This window comes from Phaeovulum sp. W22_SRMD_FR3 (assembly GCF_052113705.1).
In the GTDB taxonomy this organism is placed as follows: Bacteria; Pseudomonadota; Alphaproteobacteria; order Rhodobacterales; family Rhodobacteraceae; genus JBGQOG01.
This window is the reverse complement of record NZ_JBGQOG010000017.1, coordinates 54,251-70,659: the sequence shown is the minus strand read 5'-3', so window position 1 is coordinate 70,659 and position 16,409 is coordinate 54,251. Positions and strand designations below refer to the sequence as shown.

16 protein-coding genes are annotated in these 16,409 nt (G+C 65.1%); 2 read left to right on the top strand and 14 right to left on the bottom strand.

Annotated features, from left to right (window positions below):
* Positions 1 to 37: 37 nt before the first annotated feature.
* From rseP to pyrH, 6 genes are all read right to left on the bottom strand, one after another.
* The gene (gene rseP, locus ACEN2S_RS18005; RefSeq protein ID WP_441868597.1) at positions 38 to 1,381 is read right to left on the bottom strand and encodes an RIP metalloprotease RseP; all 1,344 of its coding nucleotides are present in this window, start codon (positions 1,379 to 1,381) and stop codon (positions 38 to 40) included.
* Positions 1,378 to 2,562: a 1-deoxy-D-xylulose-5-phosphate reductoisomerase gene (dxr, locus tag ACEN2S_RS18000; RefSeq protein ID WP_441868594.1), complete on the bottom strand. Its 1,185-nt coding sequence runs from the start codon at positions 2,560 to 2,562 to the stop codon at positions 1,378 to 1,380. The genes rseP and dxr overlap by 4 nt, the downstream gene beginning before the upstream one ends.
* A 3-nt stretch (positions 2,563 to 2,565) precedes the next feature.
* Positions 2,566 to 3,447: a phosphatidate cytidylyltransferase gene (locus ACEN2S_RS17995; RefSeq protein ID WP_441868591.1), complete on the bottom strand. Its 882-nt coding sequence runs from the start codon at positions 3,445 to 3,447 to the stop codon at positions 2,566 to 2,568.
* Positions 3,444 to 4,196, bottom strand: a complete 753-nt coding sequence (uppS, locus tag ACEN2S_RS17990) for a polyprenyl diphosphate synthase (RefSeq protein WP_441868588.1) — start codon at positions 4,194 to 4,196, stop codon at positions 3,444 to 3,446. The genes ACEN2S_RS17995 and uppS overlap by 4 nt, the downstream gene beginning before the upstream one ends.
* A gap of 29 nt (positions 4,197 to 4,225) precedes the next feature.
* Entirely contained in the window at positions 4,226 to 4,789 is a 564-nt protein-coding gene (frr, locus tag ACEN2S_RS17985; RefSeq protein WP_441868585.1) for a ribosome recycling factor, read from the bottom strand.
* Between the two features lie 144 nt (positions 4,790 to 4,933).
* A complete protein-coding gene (pyrH, locus tag ACEN2S_RS17980) occupies positions 4,934 to 5,665 on the bottom strand; it encodes a UMP kinase (RefSeq protein WP_441868582.1) in 732 nt (243 codons plus the stop codon).
* A 198-nt stretch (positions 5,666 to 5,863) separates the two neighbouring features.
* On the opposite strand from pyrH, the gene miaA reads away from it, so the two are divergent.
* Both miaA and ACEN2S_RS17970 read left to right on the top strand, forming a co-directional pair.
* The gene (gene miaA / locus ACEN2S_RS17975) at positions 5,864 to 6,763 is read left to right on the top strand and encodes a tRNA (adenosine(37)-N6)-dimethylallyltransferase MiaA (protein WP_441868579.1); all 900 of its coding nucleotides are present in this window, start codon (positions 5,864 to 5,866) and stop codon (positions 6,761 to 6,763) included.
* Positions 6,764 to 6,858: 95 nt separating this feature from the next.
* Positions 6,859 to 7,761, top strand: coding sequence for a helix-turn-helix domain-containing protein (locus ACEN2S_RS17970; RefSeq protein ID WP_441868576.1), 903 nt, complete (start codon positions 6,859 to 6,861; stop codon positions 7,759 to 7,761).
* A 103-nt stretch (positions 7,762 to 7,864) separates the two neighbouring features.
* Here ACEN2S_RS17970 and ACEN2S_RS17965 read toward each other — a convergent pair whose 3' ends face one another.
* From ACEN2S_RS17965 to ACEN2S_RS17930, 8 genes are all read right to left on the bottom strand, one after another.
* Positions 7,865 to 8,686, bottom strand: a complete 822-nt coding sequence (locus ACEN2S_RS17965) for a sugar phosphate isomerase/epimerase family protein (protein ID WP_441868573.1) — start codon at positions 8,684 to 8,686, stop codon at positions 7,865 to 7,867.
* Positions 8,680 to 9,846 (bottom strand): dihydrodipicolinate synthase family protein, encoded by a 1,167-nt coding sequence (locus tag ACEN2S_RS17960; protein WP_441868571.1) that lies wholly within the window; start codon positions 9,844 to 9,846, stop codon positions 8,680 to 8,682. Before ACEN2S_RS17960 ends, ACEN2S_RS17965 begins: the two co-directional genes overlap by 7 nt.
* A 1-nt stretch (position 9,847) precedes the next feature.
* Positions 9,848 to 10,999 carry a Gfo/Idh/MocA family protein gene (locus tag ACEN2S_RS17955; RefSeq protein WP_441868568.1) on the bottom strand — a complete coding sequence of 384 codons (1,152 nt, stop codon included), beginning with the start codon at positions 10,997 to 10,999 and terminating at the stop codon, positions 9,848 to 9,850.
* 136 nt (positions 11,000 to 11,135) lie between these two features.
* Positions 11,136 to 11,879, bottom strand: a complete 744-nt coding sequence (locus ACEN2S_RS17950) for a TetR/AcrR family transcriptional regulator (RefSeq protein ID WP_441868565.1) — start codon at positions 11,877 to 11,879, stop codon at positions 11,136 to 11,138.
* On the bottom strand, positions 11,879 to 12,970 hold the full coding sequence (locus ACEN2S_RS17945; protein WP_441868562.1) for a Gfo/Idh/MocA family protein: 1,092 nt from the start codon (positions 12,968 to 12,970) through the stop codon (positions 11,879 to 11,881). The genes ACEN2S_RS17950 and ACEN2S_RS17945 overlap by 1 nt, the downstream gene beginning before the upstream one ends.
* Positions 12,967 to 14,016: a Gfo/Idh/MocA family protein gene (locus tag ACEN2S_RS17940; protein ID WP_441868559.1), complete on the bottom strand. Its 1,050-nt coding sequence runs from the start codon at positions 14,014 to 14,016 to the stop codon at positions 12,967 to 12,969. Before ACEN2S_RS17940 ends, ACEN2S_RS17945 begins: the two co-directional genes overlap by 4 nt.
* A complete protein-coding gene (locus ACEN2S_RS17935) occupies positions 14,013 to 15,311 on the bottom strand; it encodes a Gfo/Idh/MocA family protein (RefSeq protein WP_441868556.1) in 1,299 nt (432 codons plus the stop codon). Before ACEN2S_RS17935 ends, ACEN2S_RS17940 begins: the two co-directional genes overlap by 4 nt.
* Positions 15,308 to 16,399: an ABC transporter ATP-binding protein gene (locus tag ACEN2S_RS17930; protein WP_441868553.1), complete on the bottom strand. Its 1,092-nt coding sequence runs from the start codon at positions 16,397 to 16,399 to the stop codon at positions 15,308 to 15,310. Before ACEN2S_RS17930 ends, ACEN2S_RS17935 begins: the two co-directional genes overlap by 4 nt.
* Positions 16,400 to 16,409: the final 10 nt, after the last annotated feature.

The following is a 16,409-nucleotide window of genomic DNA, read 5'->3' as shown; positions in this document are numbered from 1 at the left end:
AAAATGCGGCGCAAACCGCCCAAATCCTGCGAATTGCTTAACAGAACAGATCGTTGGTCAGGCCGAAAAGCATCAAAACCAGCACAAAACCGCCGCCAAGCGCGTAGAGGAAATTAAGCACTTTGTCGGACGGCGGACGCCGGGTGATCGCCTCATAGGCGTGGAACACCAGATGGCCGCCATCCAGAACGGGAATCGGGAAGAGGTTGAGCAGCCCCACCGCCGTCGACAGCATGGCGATGAACCAGATGAAACTGGTGGCCCCCGCCCCCGCCGCCGCGCCCGAGCTTTCGGCAATGCCCAAGGGGCCGCGCAGATTGCAGCTCGAGATGGCGCCCGTTGCCATATGCCACATCCCCGAGACCGAAGAGCGCATCACGAACCAGACCTCATTCGCCGCGCCGGTCACCGCCTCCACCACGCCCGTCGGGCGCAGCGCGGGGGTGAAGAAATAGCCGCCCGTGGCCCCGATCAGATAGCGCGTCTCAAAGCCGCCGTCGCGCAGCGGCATGTCGGTCGAGCGCGGGGTGAGCGTCACCGTCAGCACCTCATCCGCCGCCATGCCGGGCCGCCAGACCTCGAGCGTCATCGGCTGGCCCTGCGAGAGTTTCACCTGCTCTTGCAGGTCCGAGAATTCATACAGCCGCATGCCATCGGCGCGGATCACCACATCGCCGGGCTGCAAACCCGCCGCGGCCGCCGCCGATCCCGGCGCAATCCCGTCAAGCCGCGCCGGATACAGCGCCGGACCCGCCGCGTTCAGATCTGCCCCCTCGCGGGTCACCAGATAGGTCAGCGAAGGCGAGGACGGCAAGGTTTCCGAGGCTTTGAAGAGGGCGTCGTAATCCGGCGTTTCGATACCGCCCACCGCGCGGATCACATCGCCGGTTTTCACATCGCCCGTGCCTTCGGGCATCTCGATCAGCGTACCGATCTGCGGCTCGGTCGTGGCCGATCCGGAATAAAGCGCCATCGCGGTGAGGATGATCATCGACAGGATGAAGTTGAACACCGGCCCTGCCGCAACCGTCGCCGCCCGCGCCCAGAGCGGCGCGCCCTGCATGGTGGCGCGGCGCTCTTCCGCGCTCAGCCCCTGCAGTGCCGCCTCATCCACCCCGGCCGAGGCCGCATTGGCGTCCCCGCGGAATTTCACATAGCCGCCGAGCGGGATCAGCGCGATCTGCCAGCGGGTGCCGCGCTTGTCCACACGGCTGATCAGTTTCGGGCCGAACCCGAGGCTGAACACATCCGCCGCGATTCCCGACCAGCGCCCGACGATGTAATGGCCGAACTCATGCACGGCGACGATGATCGACAAAGCGATGATAAAGGCGCCCGCCGTATAGAGAATATTCCCGAAATCCGGGATCAGCCCGCTCATGCTACCGTCCTTTGTTGGCCCATCACCACGCGCGCCAGCGCCCGTGCCTCGGCATCCGTCTGCATCACGTTATCTAGGCTCAGCGCGCCATTGCCCAGCCCCTGCCGCGATGACATCTCTGCGAGCACCGCCTCGACCACCGCGGCCATTTGCAAAAAGCCGATCTCGCCCGCGATAAACCCATCCAGCGCCGCCTCTTTCGCCGCATTGAAGGCGGCCCCGGCCGTGCCCCCCAGCGCCATCACCTCATAGGCCAGACGCAGGGCCGGATAGCGCGCGGGATCGGGGGCGCGGAAACTCAGCGCGCCAATCGCCGCGAGGTCGAGCCGCGCCACCGGCAAGGGGTCGCGCCGCGGCCAGTTCAGCGCATAGCCGATCGCATGCCGCATGTCGGGCGCGCCCAGATGCGCCATCAGCGCGCCATCGGCAAAACCCACCAGCGCATGCACGAGACTTTCGGGATGCACCAGCACCTCGATCTTCTCGGGTGCGATGCCGAAATATTCACGCGTCTCAATGACTTCCAGCGCCTTGTTGAACATCGAGGCGCTGTCGATGGTGATCCGTTGCCCCATGTCCCAATTGGGATGGCTCGAGGCCTCGGCCACGCTTGCCCGTGCCAGACGCTCCATCGGCCAGTCGCGAAACGCCCCGCCCGAGGCGGTGATGATGATCCGCTCCACCTCGGCGATATCCTCGCCGACCAGCGCCTGAAACACCGCCGAATGTTCGCTGTCCACCGGCAGAATGCGGGCACCATGTTTCGCCGCCTCGGCCATCAGCAAAGGCCCGGCAGTCACCAGGCTTTCCTTGTTCGCCAGCGCCAGCGTGGTCCCGTGCCGCAAAGCATGAAAACCGGGGGCCAGCCCCGCCGCGCCGACAATCGCGCTCATGATCCAGTCGGCGGGACGATCGGCGGCCTCGATCAGCGCCGCCTCGCCCGCCGCCACCGCGATGCCGCTGCCCGCCAAAGCCGCACGCAGGGCGGGCAGGCAATCGTCATAGGCCGTGACGGCCACCTCGGCCCGCAGCGCCCGCGCCATCGCCGCCAGCCGCGCCACATTGCGGCCGCCGGTCAGCGCGACGGTGTGATAGGCCTCCGGGCCGCCCTGCCGCATCAGGAGATCAAAGGTGCTCTCCCCGATCGAGCCGGTGGCACCGAATACCGATATTCTGCGCATGTCTCAGCCCCCGAAAACCGGAAGATACCCCAGTGCCGCCACCGCCAGCAAAAACGCCGCCGCGCCGACCAGCGCGTCGAACCGGTCGAGCACGCCGCCATGGCCCGGGATCAGGCGGCTGCTGTCCTTGACGCCCGAGCGGCGCTTGATCCAGCTTTCGGCAATATCGCCCATTTGCCCGGCAAAAGCCATGAAAGGCGACAGGATCACCACATCCCAGCCGCCGCCCCAGGCGCGGAACGCCAGACCAACGCCGATGGCGCCGATCCAGCCCGCCACCGTGCCGGACCAGGTTTTCTTCGGGCTGACGGCCGGCCAGAATTTCGGCCCGCCGAGGCTGCGGCCCGCGAAATAACCCATCACATCCGAGACGATCACCACCGCGACAATCCACAGGATCAGCCGCACGCCCACTTCGCTGCGGAACCCCACGAGGGCAAAGCCGGTGGCCATGATCGCCAGCGCATAGACCAGATAAATCCTCCGGTCCCGGCGCGGCATCAACGTACCAAAGATCGCGGGCAAGGGCAAAAAGGCCAGCAAAAGCGGATGCTTGAAGAACAAGACCGCCCCCAGCACCAAAGCGGCAAAGCCCGCCAGCGACCAGGCCCGCGCGCCCGCGCCTTTTTCCTGGATCTGCGGCGTGGTCATCACGCTGAGCTCCCAGATCATCAGCGCGGTGATCACCACCGCCAGCTCGGCAAACCAATGCCCGCCCGCCCAGATCGCCGCCGCCCCCAGCGCCAGCAGCACCACCGCCGAGAGGGTGCGCGCCTTCAGGTCCAGCCACCGGGCGGCGGCCTTGCGCTCTTCGATCTGTGCGGACTGCGCCGCCTTCACCGCCTCTTGCGGGGCGGGTGTCTCTTCTGGTGCGGGTCCGCTCATGCGCTGACCACGCCGCCAAAGCGCCGCTCGCGCCCGGAGAACCGCGACAGCACTTCCGCCAGCTGTTCCGGCCCGAAATCCGGCCAAAGCGTGGGGGTGAATTCATATTCGGCATAGGCCGCCTGCCAGGGCAGGAAATTCGAGGTCCGCGTCTCGCCCGAGGTGCGGATCACCAGATCGGGGTCGGGAATCCCGGCGGTGTCGAGGAAAGCCTCATAGGTGTCCTGATCCACCGAAGCCGGATCGAGCCGCCCTGCCGCCACTTCTTCCGCCATGCGGCGGGCAGCGCGGGTCAGCTCATCGCGGCCGCCGTAGTTGATGGCAACGGTCAGGTTCAGCCGGTCATATTGCGCCGTCCGCGCCTCGATCCCCGCCATCAGCTTTTGCAGCTTGGGGTCCAGACGCTCGCGCCCGCCGATAAAGCGCATCCGCACATTCTCGGCGGCCAGACGTTCGGCCTCGCCCTCGATGTAGCGGGCGAAAATGCCCATCAGCCCAAGGACTTCCTCGGTCGAGCGTTTCCAGTTCTCGGTGGAAAAGGCGTAAACGGTCACCCATTTCACGCCCAGATCCGGGCAGGCCCGCACGATCTGCTTGACCCGCTCGGCGCCCCGGCGGTGGCCGACCAGCCGCGGCCAGCCGCGGTTCTTGGCCCAGCGGCCGTTGCCATCCATGATGATGGCCACATGCCCAACCCCATAGCCCCCTTCGGGAGCGAGCGGCGTGGTGCTAATGTCTTTCGCGGCCATGGCCCCGCCCCCTCCCGCTGTCCAGGGTCTCAGACCTGCATGATCTCGGCTTGCTTGCCTTCGAGCATCTTGTCGACGACAGCGGTCATTTTATCGGTCAGCGTCTGCACTTCGTCGGACCAGAATTTCTGATCATCTTCCGACATGCCCGCGGCCTTGGCCTTCTTGATCTGGTCCATGCCATCGCGGCGCACGTTGCGCACCGCCACACGGGCGTGTTCGGCATATTGCGCGGCCACGCGGGTCAGTTCCTTGCGGCGCTCTTCGTTCAGCTCGGGGATCGGCAGCATGATGATGGTGCCATTGAGCTGCGGGTTGATGCCCAGACCCGAATCGCGGATCGCCTTCTCGGCCTTCGACACCAGCCCCTTGTCCCAGACGTTGATGGTGACCATCCGCGGCTCGGGCACGTTCACCGTGCCGATCTGGTTGATCGGCGTCGGCGAGCCATAGGCATCGACCATGATCGGCTCAACCATCGAGGCCGAGGCGCGGCCGGTGCGCAGCGAGGCGAATTCCTGCTTGAGGGAATTCATCGCCCCGTCCATGCGGCGCTGCAGGTCATCAATATCAATCTCGATCTCGTCGGACATGGGTCAGTTTCCGTCTGTTGCGGCCCGTTTCGGGGCCTTCTAGCGGTTTTGGCGTGCAAACGCCATGGTCAGCACGCGGGAGAATGTTGTGACGGGCTGCCGCCCGGCGGTCAAGCGCCGAGCGTCACACCCGAAGTATCGGGATCAGTCCTGCACGCGGGTATAGGTGCCCTGCCCGGCCAGAATGCCGCGGAACCCGCCCGGCTCATCCAGGCTGAACACGATGATCGGCAGGTTGTTGTCGCGCGCGAGTGCGATGGCGCTGGCATCCATCACCCCCAGATGCTTTTGCAGCACCTCGTCATAGCTGACGGTCTCATAGCGCTTGGCATCGGCGTGTTTCTTCGGGTCTTTGTCATAGACGCCATCAACCTTGGTGCCCTTGAAGATCGCCTCGCAGCCCATCTCATTGGCGCGCAGCGTCGCGGCGGTGTCGGTGGTGAAATAGGGGTTGCCGGTGCCGGCGGCGAAAATGCAGACCCGCTTTTTCTCAAGGTGGCGCACGGCGCGGCGGCGGATATAGGGCTCGCAAACCTGATCCATCGGAATCGCCGAGATCACCCGGGTGTGGATGTTCAGCGCCTCAAGCGCCGCCTGCATCGCCAGCGCGTTCATCACCGTGGCCAGCATGCCCATGTAATCGGCGGTGGTCCGCTCCATCCCCTGCGCCGAACCGGCAAGACCGCGGAAGATATTGCCGCCGCCGATCACCATGCAGATCTCAACACCCAGATCCTGCACCGATTTCACTTCCTGCGCGATGCGGGCCACGGTCGGCGGATGCAGGCCAAAGCCCTGATCGCCCATCAGCGCCTCACCGGAAATCTTCAGAAGGACGCGCTTATATTTCACAATCGGCTCGCTCTGCGTGCTCATCTCAAATCCTTCAATTCAGGGTGCGGCAGGCCCGTCGGGACCCTCGCGCGGGGCAGGTTGTCATTCGGGGGCAAAATGTCGGAAAAGGGGCGCGGGTTCAACCGCCCGAAACCGCTAATTGTGCAAACCAGCGCCGCCCCCGTCGAATTGCCTCTCCCGGAGGCAGTCCGGGGGGCCGATGCCAGAGGAAACGCCGCGATGACCGAGGCCGCCATACCGCCCGCCCCGCCCCCGGCGGACCCCGATCCGGCGCGCCATGTGCTGATCGCCGGGCCCACGGCGAGTGGCAAATCGGCGCTGGCGCTGGATCTGGCGCGGCGTCAGGGCGGGTTGATCGTCAATGCCGATGCGCTGCAGGTCTGGTCCTGCTGGCGGCTTCTCTCGGCCCGGCCCTCAGCCGAAGAGGAAGCCGAAGCGCACCACCGCCTCTATGGCCACAGGCACCCGGGCGAGGATTATTCCGTCGGCCATTGGCTGCGCGAGATCACCGGCCTTCTGGCCACGGGCGAGCGGCTGATCATCATCGGCGGCACCGGCCTTTATTTCACCGCCCTGACCGAAGGGCTGGCCGAGATTCCCGCCACCCCGCCCGCGACCCGTCTGCTCGCCGACCAAAGACTGGCGGCGGAGGGGCCGGAGGCACTGCTGGCGGAACTTGATCCCGCCACCCGCGCCCGCATCGACGCGCTGAACCCCGCCCGCATCCAGCGCGCCTGGGAGGTGCAATCGGCCACCGGGCGCGGCCTTGCCGCCTGGCAGGATGGCACGCCGCCGCCGCTCCTGCCGCTGCATCAGGTGACGCCGCTGTTGATCGAGGCAGACCGCGACTGGTTGGCCGACCGGATCGACCGCCGGTTTGACCTGATGCTGGAGGGCGGCGCGCTCGAGGAGGCGCGGGCGGTGCTGCCGATCTGGGCGGAAAAGGCGCTTTGGGCGCGGGCGATCGGCGCGCCGGAACTGATTGCGCATCTGCGCGGCGAGCTGGATCTGGCCACCGCCCGCAGCCTCGCCCAGGCCGCAAGCCGACAATATGCCAAGCGGCAACGCACATGGTTTCGTAGCAAGATGGGCGGCTGGCACAAGATCATGCGGGGGTAACGCAGCATCGGCGCCTCCCCGCCGCATCTGGAAAAATCCCTTTCAAAAAAGGCACTTCCGGCATAATCTTCGGGCAATTCGCAAGGATACCCGGCTTGAAACTCTTTTCCTCCCCGCCGCTCTCGCAACTTGGTTCCGCCCCGCAACCCGCGCCGCCCGTCGTTCCGGTGGTGGCACAGGCGCGCGTCAGCCTGCCCGATGCGCCGATGCAGGTGCGGGTGGTGCCGATCACCCGGCTGGCGCAAGGTGGCCGCTGGCGGGTGGAGGCGATGCGCGCCCAGCCCGAGCCGGTGCTTTTGTGGTTCACCCGCGGTCAGGGGCGGATCACTCTGGGGGGCCTCACCCGCGGCTATGGCGCGCATAATGCGGTCTTCATTCCGGCGGGGGTCATGCACGGCTTTGAGGTGGGGCCGCAGACCAATGGTCTGGCGCTGTTCTTTGGCCGCGATTGTGACGTCACCCTGCCCGATGCCAGCCAGCATCTGCGGATCCGCGAATCCGGTCCGCAGGCGGAGCTGTCGCAGATTTTCGAGCAGATCCAGCGCGAGCTGGAAAGCCAGAAGCCCGGGGCTGACCGCGCGGCGCGCCACCATCTGGGCCTGCTCTCGGTCTGGCTCGAGCGGCAGATCGCGCAGGTCGAGGCCGATCCCGCCGCGCAAAAACAACCCCGCCCCGCCGCCGCGCGCCGCCTTGCCGCGCGCTATGCCGCCGTGCTGGAACGGCGCTTCCGTTCGGGCAAGGGCGTAGCCGATATGGCGGCAGAGCTGGGCGTGACCCCAACGCATCTGACGCGGGTCTGCCGCGAGGCCTGTGGCCGCTCGGCGCATGATCTCTTGCAGGAACGCCGCCTCTATGAGGCGCGCCGCATGCTGACCGAAACCCGCGAACCGGTGGGCGCGATTGCCGAGGCTTTGGGCTTTACCAGCCCCGCCTATTTCGCCCGCGCCTTTCAGGCGGGCACCGGCAAGACCCCCAGCGCCTTTCGCAAGGGCAGCTGAGGCAGCGCCAACAGCTGACGCAGAATGACGCGAAGGCGCGGGGGCATCCCGCGCCTTGCGCCTTTGGCGGTGCCGGAGGGCAGAGGAACCGCTCCGGCCGGGATCAGCAGCAGCTCTGCCCGCGTTGGAGGATTTCGGCCAGCACCGCATCGCCCTCCCGTTTCCACCAATTCTCGGCCGAGAAAATCTCGACCTCATTCAGCCCGGTAAAGCCCTCGGCCTCGACCGCGCGGCGCAGCGCCGGAATATCGATCACCCCGTCGCCCATCATGCCGCGATCCGTCAGCAGATCGCGGGTCGGGTTCAGCCAGTCGCAGAGATGAAAGGCCAGGAGACGCTCGCGCCCTGCCCGTTTGATCTGCGCGAGGATCTCGGGGTCCCACCAGATGTGATAGACATCGAGCGCCACGCCGATCCCCGCGCCCAATTGGTCGCAGATGTCGAGCGCCTGCGCCGTGGTGCTGACCACCGCGCGGTCGGCGGCATACATCGGATGCAAGGGTTCGATGGCGATTTTCACCGCCGCCGTCCGGGCATAATCCAGCGTGCGCGCCAGCCCCTCTTCGACAATCGCCCGTGCACCCGGCAGATCGCGCGAGCCTGCGGGCAGGCCGCCAACCACCATCACCAGACACTCGGCCCCAATCGCCGCCGCCTCATCCACCGCACGGAAATTGTCATCGAGCACGGCCTGCGTCAGCGCACCCTCCGCCGTGTACCAGCCGCCACGACAAAGGCCCGAGACCCGCAGGCCCGAGGCGCGGATGGCCTTGGCCCCGGCCTCGACCCCCGCCGCCTGCAGCACATCGCGCCAGGGCGAGATGCCGCCAAAGCCGTGCCGCAGACAGCCGTCGATGCATTGCTGCAGGTTCCACTGCGCCTTCACCGTGGCCGTGTTGAGCGAGATGCGGTCAGGGGTCAGCATGCCGCACCTCCCACGCCCCGGGGCGCCATCACCGCCCGCACCCGTGCCGCCGCGAGATCGGGGTCGGTGAACAGCCCCGCCGCATTGGCCAGCCGCACCACCTCGGCCAGATGCAGGGTGGAGCGGGCGCTTTCCTGCCCGGCGATCATGGTGAAATGATCCTGATGCCCGGTGAGATAGGCCAGAAACACCACCCCCGTCTTGTAAAACCGAGTGGGCGCGCGGAACACATGCCGTGAGAGGGGCACGGTCGGCGCAAAGGCCGCGTCATAGCCCGCCCGGTCCCCGGCGGCGAGCGCAGTGAGTGCCCGTGCCGCCGCCCCGGCAATCGGGTCAAAGATGCCCAGAAGCGCGTGGGAATAGCCCTGATCGTCGCCGGCAATCAGCTCGGGGTAGTTGAAATCATCGCCGGTATACATCTTGACGCCCGCAGGCAGACGGCGGCGCATCGAGACCTCTTTCTCGGCCGAAAGCAGCGAGATTTTGATGCCATCGACCTTATCCGCATTCTCGGCGATCACCTGCAGACAGGTATCCATCGCCTGCATATGGTCGCCGCTGCCCCAATAGCCCGCCAGCGCCGGGTCGAACATCTCGCCCAGCCAATGCAGGATGGCAGGCTGCGCCAGTTGGCCCAGAATGGAGCCATAGACGCGGCCGTAATCCTCGGGGCCCTTCGCCACGGCGCAAAGCGCGCGGCTGGCCATCAGGATCACCCGCCCGCCGGTGGCCTCGACCGCGGCGCATTGCATGGCATAGGCCTCGATCACCTCATCGAGCGTGGTCTCGGGCGTCGGCAGCAGATGGTCGGTGCCCGCGCCGCAAGCAATCAGATGCCCGTCGGCGCGGGCTTCCGCGACCGAGCGCCGGATCAGTTCCAGCGAGGTCGGCCAATCGAGGCCCATGCCGCGCTGGGCGGTGTCCATCGCTTCGGCCACGCCAAAGCCGAGGCTCCAGAGGTGGCGGCGAAAGCCCATCGTGCGCTCCCAATCCACCGCGCCGCCGATGCCGGGGTCGATGTCGGAGAAGGGATCCGCCACCACATGCGCCGCCGCATAGGCGATGCGGTTCCACTGGCCGCCCTTCGCAGGCAGCGGCCCGGCGGTCAGGGTGAATGGCGCGATCCGGCCCGATGCGTCGGGAAGAAGAACCTCTGCCATCTCAGATCTCCAGATCTTCGAGATCGACCCAGCGGCGTTCGCGCGCGGAGCGGTAGCCCGCCTCGGCCAGCTGCACGCCCTTGGCGCCCTCGGTCAGCGTATAGGCCCAGGTACCATCCTCAACGACATGGCGCAGGAACTGCTCCCATTGCACCTTGAAACCATTGTCGAGCACCGCATTGTCCGGCACCTCTTCCCAGCCCTCAAAGAAATTGAGCGCCTGCGGCTGATCGGGGTTCCAGACCGGTTTCGGCGTGTTGACCCGGTGCTGGCTGTAGCATTTGTGCAGACCCGCCACGGCAGAGCCATGCGTGCCGTCGATCTGGAAGGTCACCAGATCATCGCGCCGCACACGGGTACACCAGCTGGAGTTGATATGGGCGACGATGTCCCCCTCAAGCATAAAGGTGGCATAGGCGGCATCATCGGCAGTGGCTTTGTAGTGTTGCCCCTTCTCATCCCAGCGGTCGGCGATATGGGTGGCGGTGGTGCAGCTGACCGATTTCACCGGGGCCACGACATTGTCGAGCACATAGCGCCAGTGGCAGAGCATGTCCGAGACCATGCCGCCGCCATCCGCCGCGCGGTAGTTCCAGCTGGGGCGCTGGGCGGGCATCCAGTCGCCCTCAAACACCCAATAGCCGAACTCGCCCTTGACCGAGAGGATCTTGCCGAAAAAGCCACTGTCGCGCAGGCGTTTGAGCTTCACCAGACCGGGCAGGTCCAGCTTGTCATGCACGATGCCGTTCTTCACGCCCTTTTCCTTGGCGTAGCGGGCGATGGCAACGGCCTCTTCCAGCCCTTCCGACACCGGTTTTTCCGAATAGACATGTTTGCCCGCGTCAATCGCCCGCCGCAAAAGACCGGGGCGCAGTTTGGTCGAGGCGGCGTCAAAGAAGATGGTGTCGTCAGGATTGGCGAGCGCGGCGTCGAGATCGGTGGTCCAGCGGTCGACCCCGTGTTTTTTGGCCAAAGCCTCGATCTTCGCCGCATCCCGGCCGACGATGATCGGATCGGGGATCAGCATCGTGCCATCTTTCAGCGCCATCCCCCCTTGGGCCCGCAGCGCCAGGATCGAGCGGATCAGATGCTGGTTCATCCCCATCCGTCCGGTGACGCCGTGCATGATGATGCCAATTCGTTGGGTTTTCATGGGTTAAGCCTTTCCGTCCCTGCCGTTCGCGCGGAACGGCTTTCGTTAATCTAACCAGTTGGTTTTTTGTTGTGGCGGGCGGAACCCATATGGGCTCCGGGTGGGGTGGATCGGGGCCCGGTGCGGCCCCGGGAATTCAGCCTTCCGGGGTGGCGGGGTCGGTTGCCGCGCCGGATGCCGGGGCACAGAGATAGGCCAGCACGATGTCCTGACTTTGCCGCAAGAGCGCGGCACTCCAGGCCGGGCTGTCGGCCTCAACCCCGAAGACGGCCGAGAGCGTGTAGCGGTTGGCCATCGGGAAATAGAAGAGCGAGGCGATCAGGAGATAGAGGCTGGTCGCCGATATTTCACGGGTGAAGATCCCGTCGCGGTGGCCCTTTTCCAGCATCAGCGAGACGGTATCGGTCAGCTGCGACTGGATCTGCCGGATGTCACCGATCTGCGAGACGGTGGCCCCGCGCCGCAGGTTCTCCTCGGCCAGAAGCCGCAGGAACCAGGGGTTATCGTTGTAATGGTCAAAGGTGAATTCAACCAGCCGCAACACGCCCTCAACCGGGCCATAGCTCGACAGATCCAGCTCGCGCTCGCCCATCCGGATCTGGATATAGGCCGAGCGGAGCACGATCTTGTAAAGCTCTTCCTTGTCACCGAAATAGCTGTAGATCAGCGATTTATTGGCATTCGCCCGTGCCGCGATCCGGTCGATGCGCGCGCCCGACACCCCGAATTCCGAGAATTCATAGGTGGCGGCGGTCAGGATGGCGGATTTCGTCGCCTCGCTGTCCTTGGCCGCGCGGCGGTCGGCGGCGGGGGCGGGTTCCATCCCCTCCACCGCAGCCACCCGCTTGTAATCGATCATCTCGTGCACGTTCTTTTCCATCAGGCGGCATCCTCGGTTGCGGGCAGCCAGCTCTCCATCAGCGGATGCCCGGCGGCCAGCGGCAAAGCCTCAAACTGCCCGGTCCGGTGCGACTGATAGATGGCGGTGATCAGTTCCATCGAATGCGCGGCCTCGGCAAGTGTGGGCAGATAGACGGGGGTTCCCCCCTTCAGATCTGCCGCAATATCGGCAAAGAAGCCATCGAAGCGCAGCGGAAAATCGCGGATTTCTGCAATGACCGCATCGATTTCGGCCTGATCCGCGGGATTTGCGGCGGTAAAGGTCCAGGTCTCGGCGCCGATCTTATAGGGATGCAGATCGCTTTCGGCGGTGAGTTTCTCAAAGCAGGCCCGCATCCGCGACATGTTCCCTGCATTGCCAAGGCAGATCGACGAGGTGACCAGCGCCCCTTGCCCGGTCCGCATGGCGATGGCGGCGCAATCCTCGGTCTCGATCGGATTGACCTTGGTGTCGAGCATGGCCGCCACCGAGACCACATCGCCCATCAGATGCGTGGCGAGGTTGTGGATATGGGTGGCATGGCTGACAATCGCCCCGCCCCGCTCGCCCGACCAACGGCCGCGCCAGGGAATGGCGTAATACTCCGCGCCGCGCTGCCAATGCGTCTCCAGCGTCAGAACGTAAGGTTTTCCGGTCAGGCCGCGCTTTTGCAACTCATGCATCTGCCGGTAGCCGGTACCATAGCGGTATTGAAAGACCGGATAGACCATCCGCCCCACCGCCGCCGCCTTGGCCATCACCTGCCGCACCTCGGAAACCGAATTCACGAAGGGCTTTTCGCAAATCACATGTTTGCCCGCCGCAAGCGCCGCCATCATCGCCGGAAAATGCAGATGCGGCGGCAGGCAGATGTCGACCAGATCGACCTCCGGATCCTCGAACACCTTTTGCATATCGGTGGCGACACGGCAGCCCGGGAAGGCGGCGGCGACAGAGGTCGCCAGTTCGAGGTTGATGTCGCACAAAGTGTGCAGCGCGAAATCGGCGGGGTTGTTCATCACCCCCTCTTCGATATGCGAGCGGCCGATCCCGGCGCCGATCACCGCGACATTGATCTTTTTATCGGTCATTTTTGGCCCTCCCCGGCCAGTGAGGTCTCAGCCAATGACGCCTCTGCCATTGCCTGTGCGGTCAGCGCGAGTTCGGTGGCGAGAAATGCGTGGCGCTGCGTCATCGCCGTCTCGCCGCGGCTCTCGATATCCGCCGTGAGGCGGCCGAAATAGGGCGTGCCCTGCCCCTTGGCGCTCAGATATTCCACACCCTTGGCATCGGCGAGGAAGACATGCTCTGTCCCCTCGCGCCCGGCGATGTCGATGTATTTGCGCAGCTCGATATAGCCCTCGCTGCCCAGAATGGTGATGCGCCCGTCGCCCCAGACAGGCAGGCCCTTTGGCGTCAGCCAATCCACCCGCGCATAGCCGCGGCCCTGATCGCCCTCGAGCATCACCTCGCCGAAATCCTGCAATTCGGCATGCTGCGGCGTGGCCATATTGCCGACATGCGCCGAGACAACGCGGGCCGAGGTCGAGCCGGTGTAATGCAGGAACTGGTCGAACTGATGCGCGGCGATGTCGCAGAGAATCCCGCCCGTCGCCTGCCGCGAAAAGAACCATTCCGCCCGGTGGCCATTGCCGAGTTTGTGCGGCCCGAGACCGACGGTTTGCAGCACCTTGCCAATGCGCCCCTCGGCGATGATCTTGTCAACGAGGGTGGTGGTTTCTACCGCCAGCCGTTCCGAAAAACACACCGACCAGATGCGCCCGGTTTCCGCCTGCACCGCCTTGACCCGCGCCAGTTGGTCCAGCGTGGTGGCACCGGGTTTGTCGACCATCACATCCTTGCCATGCTGCATGGCGGAAATGGCGAAACCCGCGCGCTGCTCGGGGATGGCCGAGATCAGGATCAGCGAAAGACTATCGTCCTCAAGGATTTGCGCCGCGTCCTTCACCTGCGGAATTTCCGGGTGTTTGGCGGTGAAATTGGCGATGTCCACCGGATCGGTGCGCTCGGATGTCCACCAGGCGACCAGTTCGGCCCCGGCGGCGCGCATGCCCGCGATCTGGCCATAGATATGGCCGTGATCGATGCCCATCACCCCAATGCGAAGCGGTTTCATACGGTCTCTCCCAGATCAATGCCCCGGCTTTTCAGCATGGTCGGAATCTCCACCGGACTGCCGCTGTCGATCGACATGTTGGCGGCGATGCCGGTCAGGATCGAATAGGCCCCCGCGATGTGATCGGAGGCGCGGTTATAGCTGTCCTCGGGCATCGCTTCGGGGTCGAAGATATAGCCGAGCATCACCGGATCGGCGCCGCCATGCATCCCCTTGCCAAGCGGCACATCCAGCACCTGCGGTGCCTGCCCCGCCAGATGCAGCTCGGTCGTCACCGCATCCTTGGCATGTTCGCGGCTGCCGCCAAAGACGCCGTGCACCTCGACATGCCGGTGCGTCAGCTCGCCCTTGGTGCCCTGAAACTTGATCTCCAGCCCCTCCCAAGGGGCATAGGCGACCAGCGTGTAATTCGCCGTAGCACCCGAAGCGTAGCGGATATGCGCCTGCATCGTGTCCTCGATGCCGATCTCGGCGTCAAAGACGCAGAGGTCACGGAAATAGCCATCCTCAGCCTCGGCCTCGCGGTAGAGGCTGCGCAGCGCGGGATCGGCGTCCATGTCGAGCTCAAAATCGCATTTCGCGGCCACCGGACAGGTGGCACAGCGCGCGCCGCGCCCCTCAAGCCCCAGTTCCACCGCCGTTTCGGGGCGGTAGAAGGCGCGTTGGCCCGAGGCAAAGACCTTTTCCGGCACCGAGCCCAGCCACCAGTTCAAGAGATCAAAGTGGTGGGTGGATTTATGCACCAGAAGGCCGCCGGAATTGGTCTTCTGCCGGTGCCAGCGGCGGAAGTAATCCGCGCCATGCACCCGGTCGAGATACCAGCGGAAATCCACCGCCGTGATATCGCCAATCGTGCCGGAAGCGAGAAGCTCCTTGATCTGCGTCCGCGCCGGGGAATAGCGGTAGTTGAAGGTCACGGTGACCTTGCGCCCGCTGGCCCGTTGCGCATCCACGATCAGCTTCAGCCGGTCGAGGTCAATCGTCATCGGCTTTTCGCAGATGACATCGCAGCCCGCCTCGAACGCCCGCACGATATAGTCGGAATGCAGGAAGTCGGGGGTGGTCACCACCACGGTATCGGGCTTTTGCTCGGCCAAGAGCGTGTCAAACTCATCCGCCAGATACGAGGCCACGCCATTGGTGCCGGGCCGCGAGGCAGCCTCCGCCGCCAGCCGCAGCCGCGCGGGGTTATTGTCGCAGACGGCCACGATTTCATGCTTGCTGCCGTAATCCTCCATCACCGAGTCACGGAACATCTTGTGGCGCGAGCCACAGCCAACGATGGCCAGTTTCATGCGGCATTCTCCTCGGCCATGGCTTCGACGCGCAGACCGGCTTCGTTGAAATAATGCGCCTCACCGGGGTCGAAGGTCACGCTGACCTCCTCGCCCACGAAATGCCGCGCCTTGCCCGCGGCATGCACGAGGTAGACCGCACCAGAGGCCAGGGCGACATGCACGAAAATCTCGGAGCCGAGATATTCCACCAACTGCACCTTGGCGGGCGCCTGCACCGGACCGTGCCCCAGATGCATCGCCTCCGGCCGGATGCCCATCGTCAGCTTGCCCGCCCCCGTCGCCAGACCCGGCACCTTGATCGCGCCGAAATCGGCCAGCTCCAGCAGCGTCTGCCCCGCCTGATGCCGGGCCATGCCCTCGATCAGGTTGATCTTGGGAGAGCCGATAAAGCCCGCGACAAAGAGATTGCAGGGGCGGGTGTAAAGCTCATAGGGCGTGCCCACCTGCTCAATCCGGCCCGCGCGCAACACGACGATGCGGCTGGCCATGGTCATCGCCTCCACCTGATCATGCGTCACATAAATCATCGTGGTGCCGAGGCGGTTATAAAGCCCCGCCAGTTCGACCCGCATCTGCACCCGCAATTCCGCATCGAGGTTCGACAAGGGCTCATCAAAAAGGAACAATTCCGGCTCGCGCACAATCGCGCGGCCAATCGCCACCCGCTGCTTTTGCCCGCCCGACAGCTGGCGCGGCTTGCGCTCCAGCAGGGGTTCGATCTGCAGGATGCGGGCGGCATCGGCCACCCGGCGCTCGATCTCGGCCTTGGACATTTTCAGGTTCTGCAAACCGAAGGCGAGGTTCTTTTTCACCGACATATGCGGGTAGAGCGCGTAGCTCTGGAACACCATCGAGAGTTTGCGCTGCGAGGCGGGCAGATCGTTGACGATGCGGTCGCCGATGGAGATTGTCCCGGTCGAGATGTCCTCCAACCCGGCAATCATCCGGAGCAGCGTGGATTTACCGCAGCCCGAGGGGCCGACCAGCACCAGAAACTCCCCGTCATGAATGTCGAGATTGAGATCCTTCATCACGGTGACCGCGCCGTAGGATTTACCGACATTACGCAAAGATAGTCCGGACATTTTCGTATCC

Coding starts and splice junctions, on each gene's coding strand:
- rseP (WP_441868597.1), bottom strand. CDS start 1,381: ATGAGCGGGCTGATCCCGGATTTCGGGAATATTCTCTATACGGCGGGC.
- dxr (WP_441868594.1), bottom strand. CDS start 2,562: ATGCGCAGAATATCGGTATTCGGTGCCACCGGCTCGATCGGGGAGAGC.
- ACEN2S_RS17995 (WP_441868591.1), bottom strand. CDS start 3,447: ATGAGCGGACCCGCACCAGAAGAGACACCCGCCCCGCAAGAGGCGGTG.
- uppS (WP_441868588.1), bottom strand. CDS start 4,196: ATGGCCGCGAAAGACATTAGCACCACGCCGCTCGCTCCCGAAGGGGGC.
- frr (WP_441868585.1), bottom strand. CDS start 4,789: ATGTCCGACGAGATCGAGATTGATATTGATGACCTGCAGCGCCGCATG.
- pyrH (WP_441868582.1), bottom strand. CDS start 5,665: ATGAGCACGCAGAGCGAGCCGATTGTGAAATATAAGCGCGTCCTTCTG.
- miaA (WP_441868579.1), top strand. CDS start 5,864: ATGACCGAGGCCGCCATACCGCCCGCCCCGCCCCCGGCGGACCCCGAT.
- ACEN2S_RS17965 (WP_441868573.1), bottom strand. CDS start 8,686: ATGCTGACCCCTGACCGCATCTCGCTCAACACGGCCACGGTGAAGGCG.
- ACEN2S_RS17960 (WP_441868571.1), bottom strand. CDS start 9,846: ATGGCAGAGGTTCTTCTTCCCGACGCATCGGGCCGGATCGCGCCATTC.
- ACEN2S_RS17955 (WP_441868568.1), bottom strand. CDS start 10,999: ATGAAAACCCAACGAATTGGCATCATCATGCACGGCGTCACCGGACGG.
- ACEN2S_RS17950 (WP_441868565.1), bottom strand. CDS start 11,879: ATGGAAAAGAACGTGCACGAGATGATCGATTACAAGCGGGTGGCTGCG.
- ACEN2S_RS17945 (WP_441868562.1), bottom strand. CDS start 12,970: ATGACCGATAAAAAGATCAATGTCGCGGTGATCGGCGCCGGGATCGGC.
- ACEN2S_RS17940 (WP_441868559.1), bottom strand. CDS start 14,016: ATGAAACCGCTTCGCATTGGGGTGATGGGCATCGATCACGGCCATATC.
- ACEN2S_RS17935 (WP_441868556.1), bottom strand. CDS start 15,311: ATGAAACTGGCCATCGTTGGCTGTGGCTCGCGCCACAAGATGTTCCGT.
- ACEN2S_RS17930 (WP_441868553.1), bottom strand. CDS start 16,399: ATGTCCGGACTATCTTTGCGTAATGTCGGTAAATCCTACGGCGCGGTC.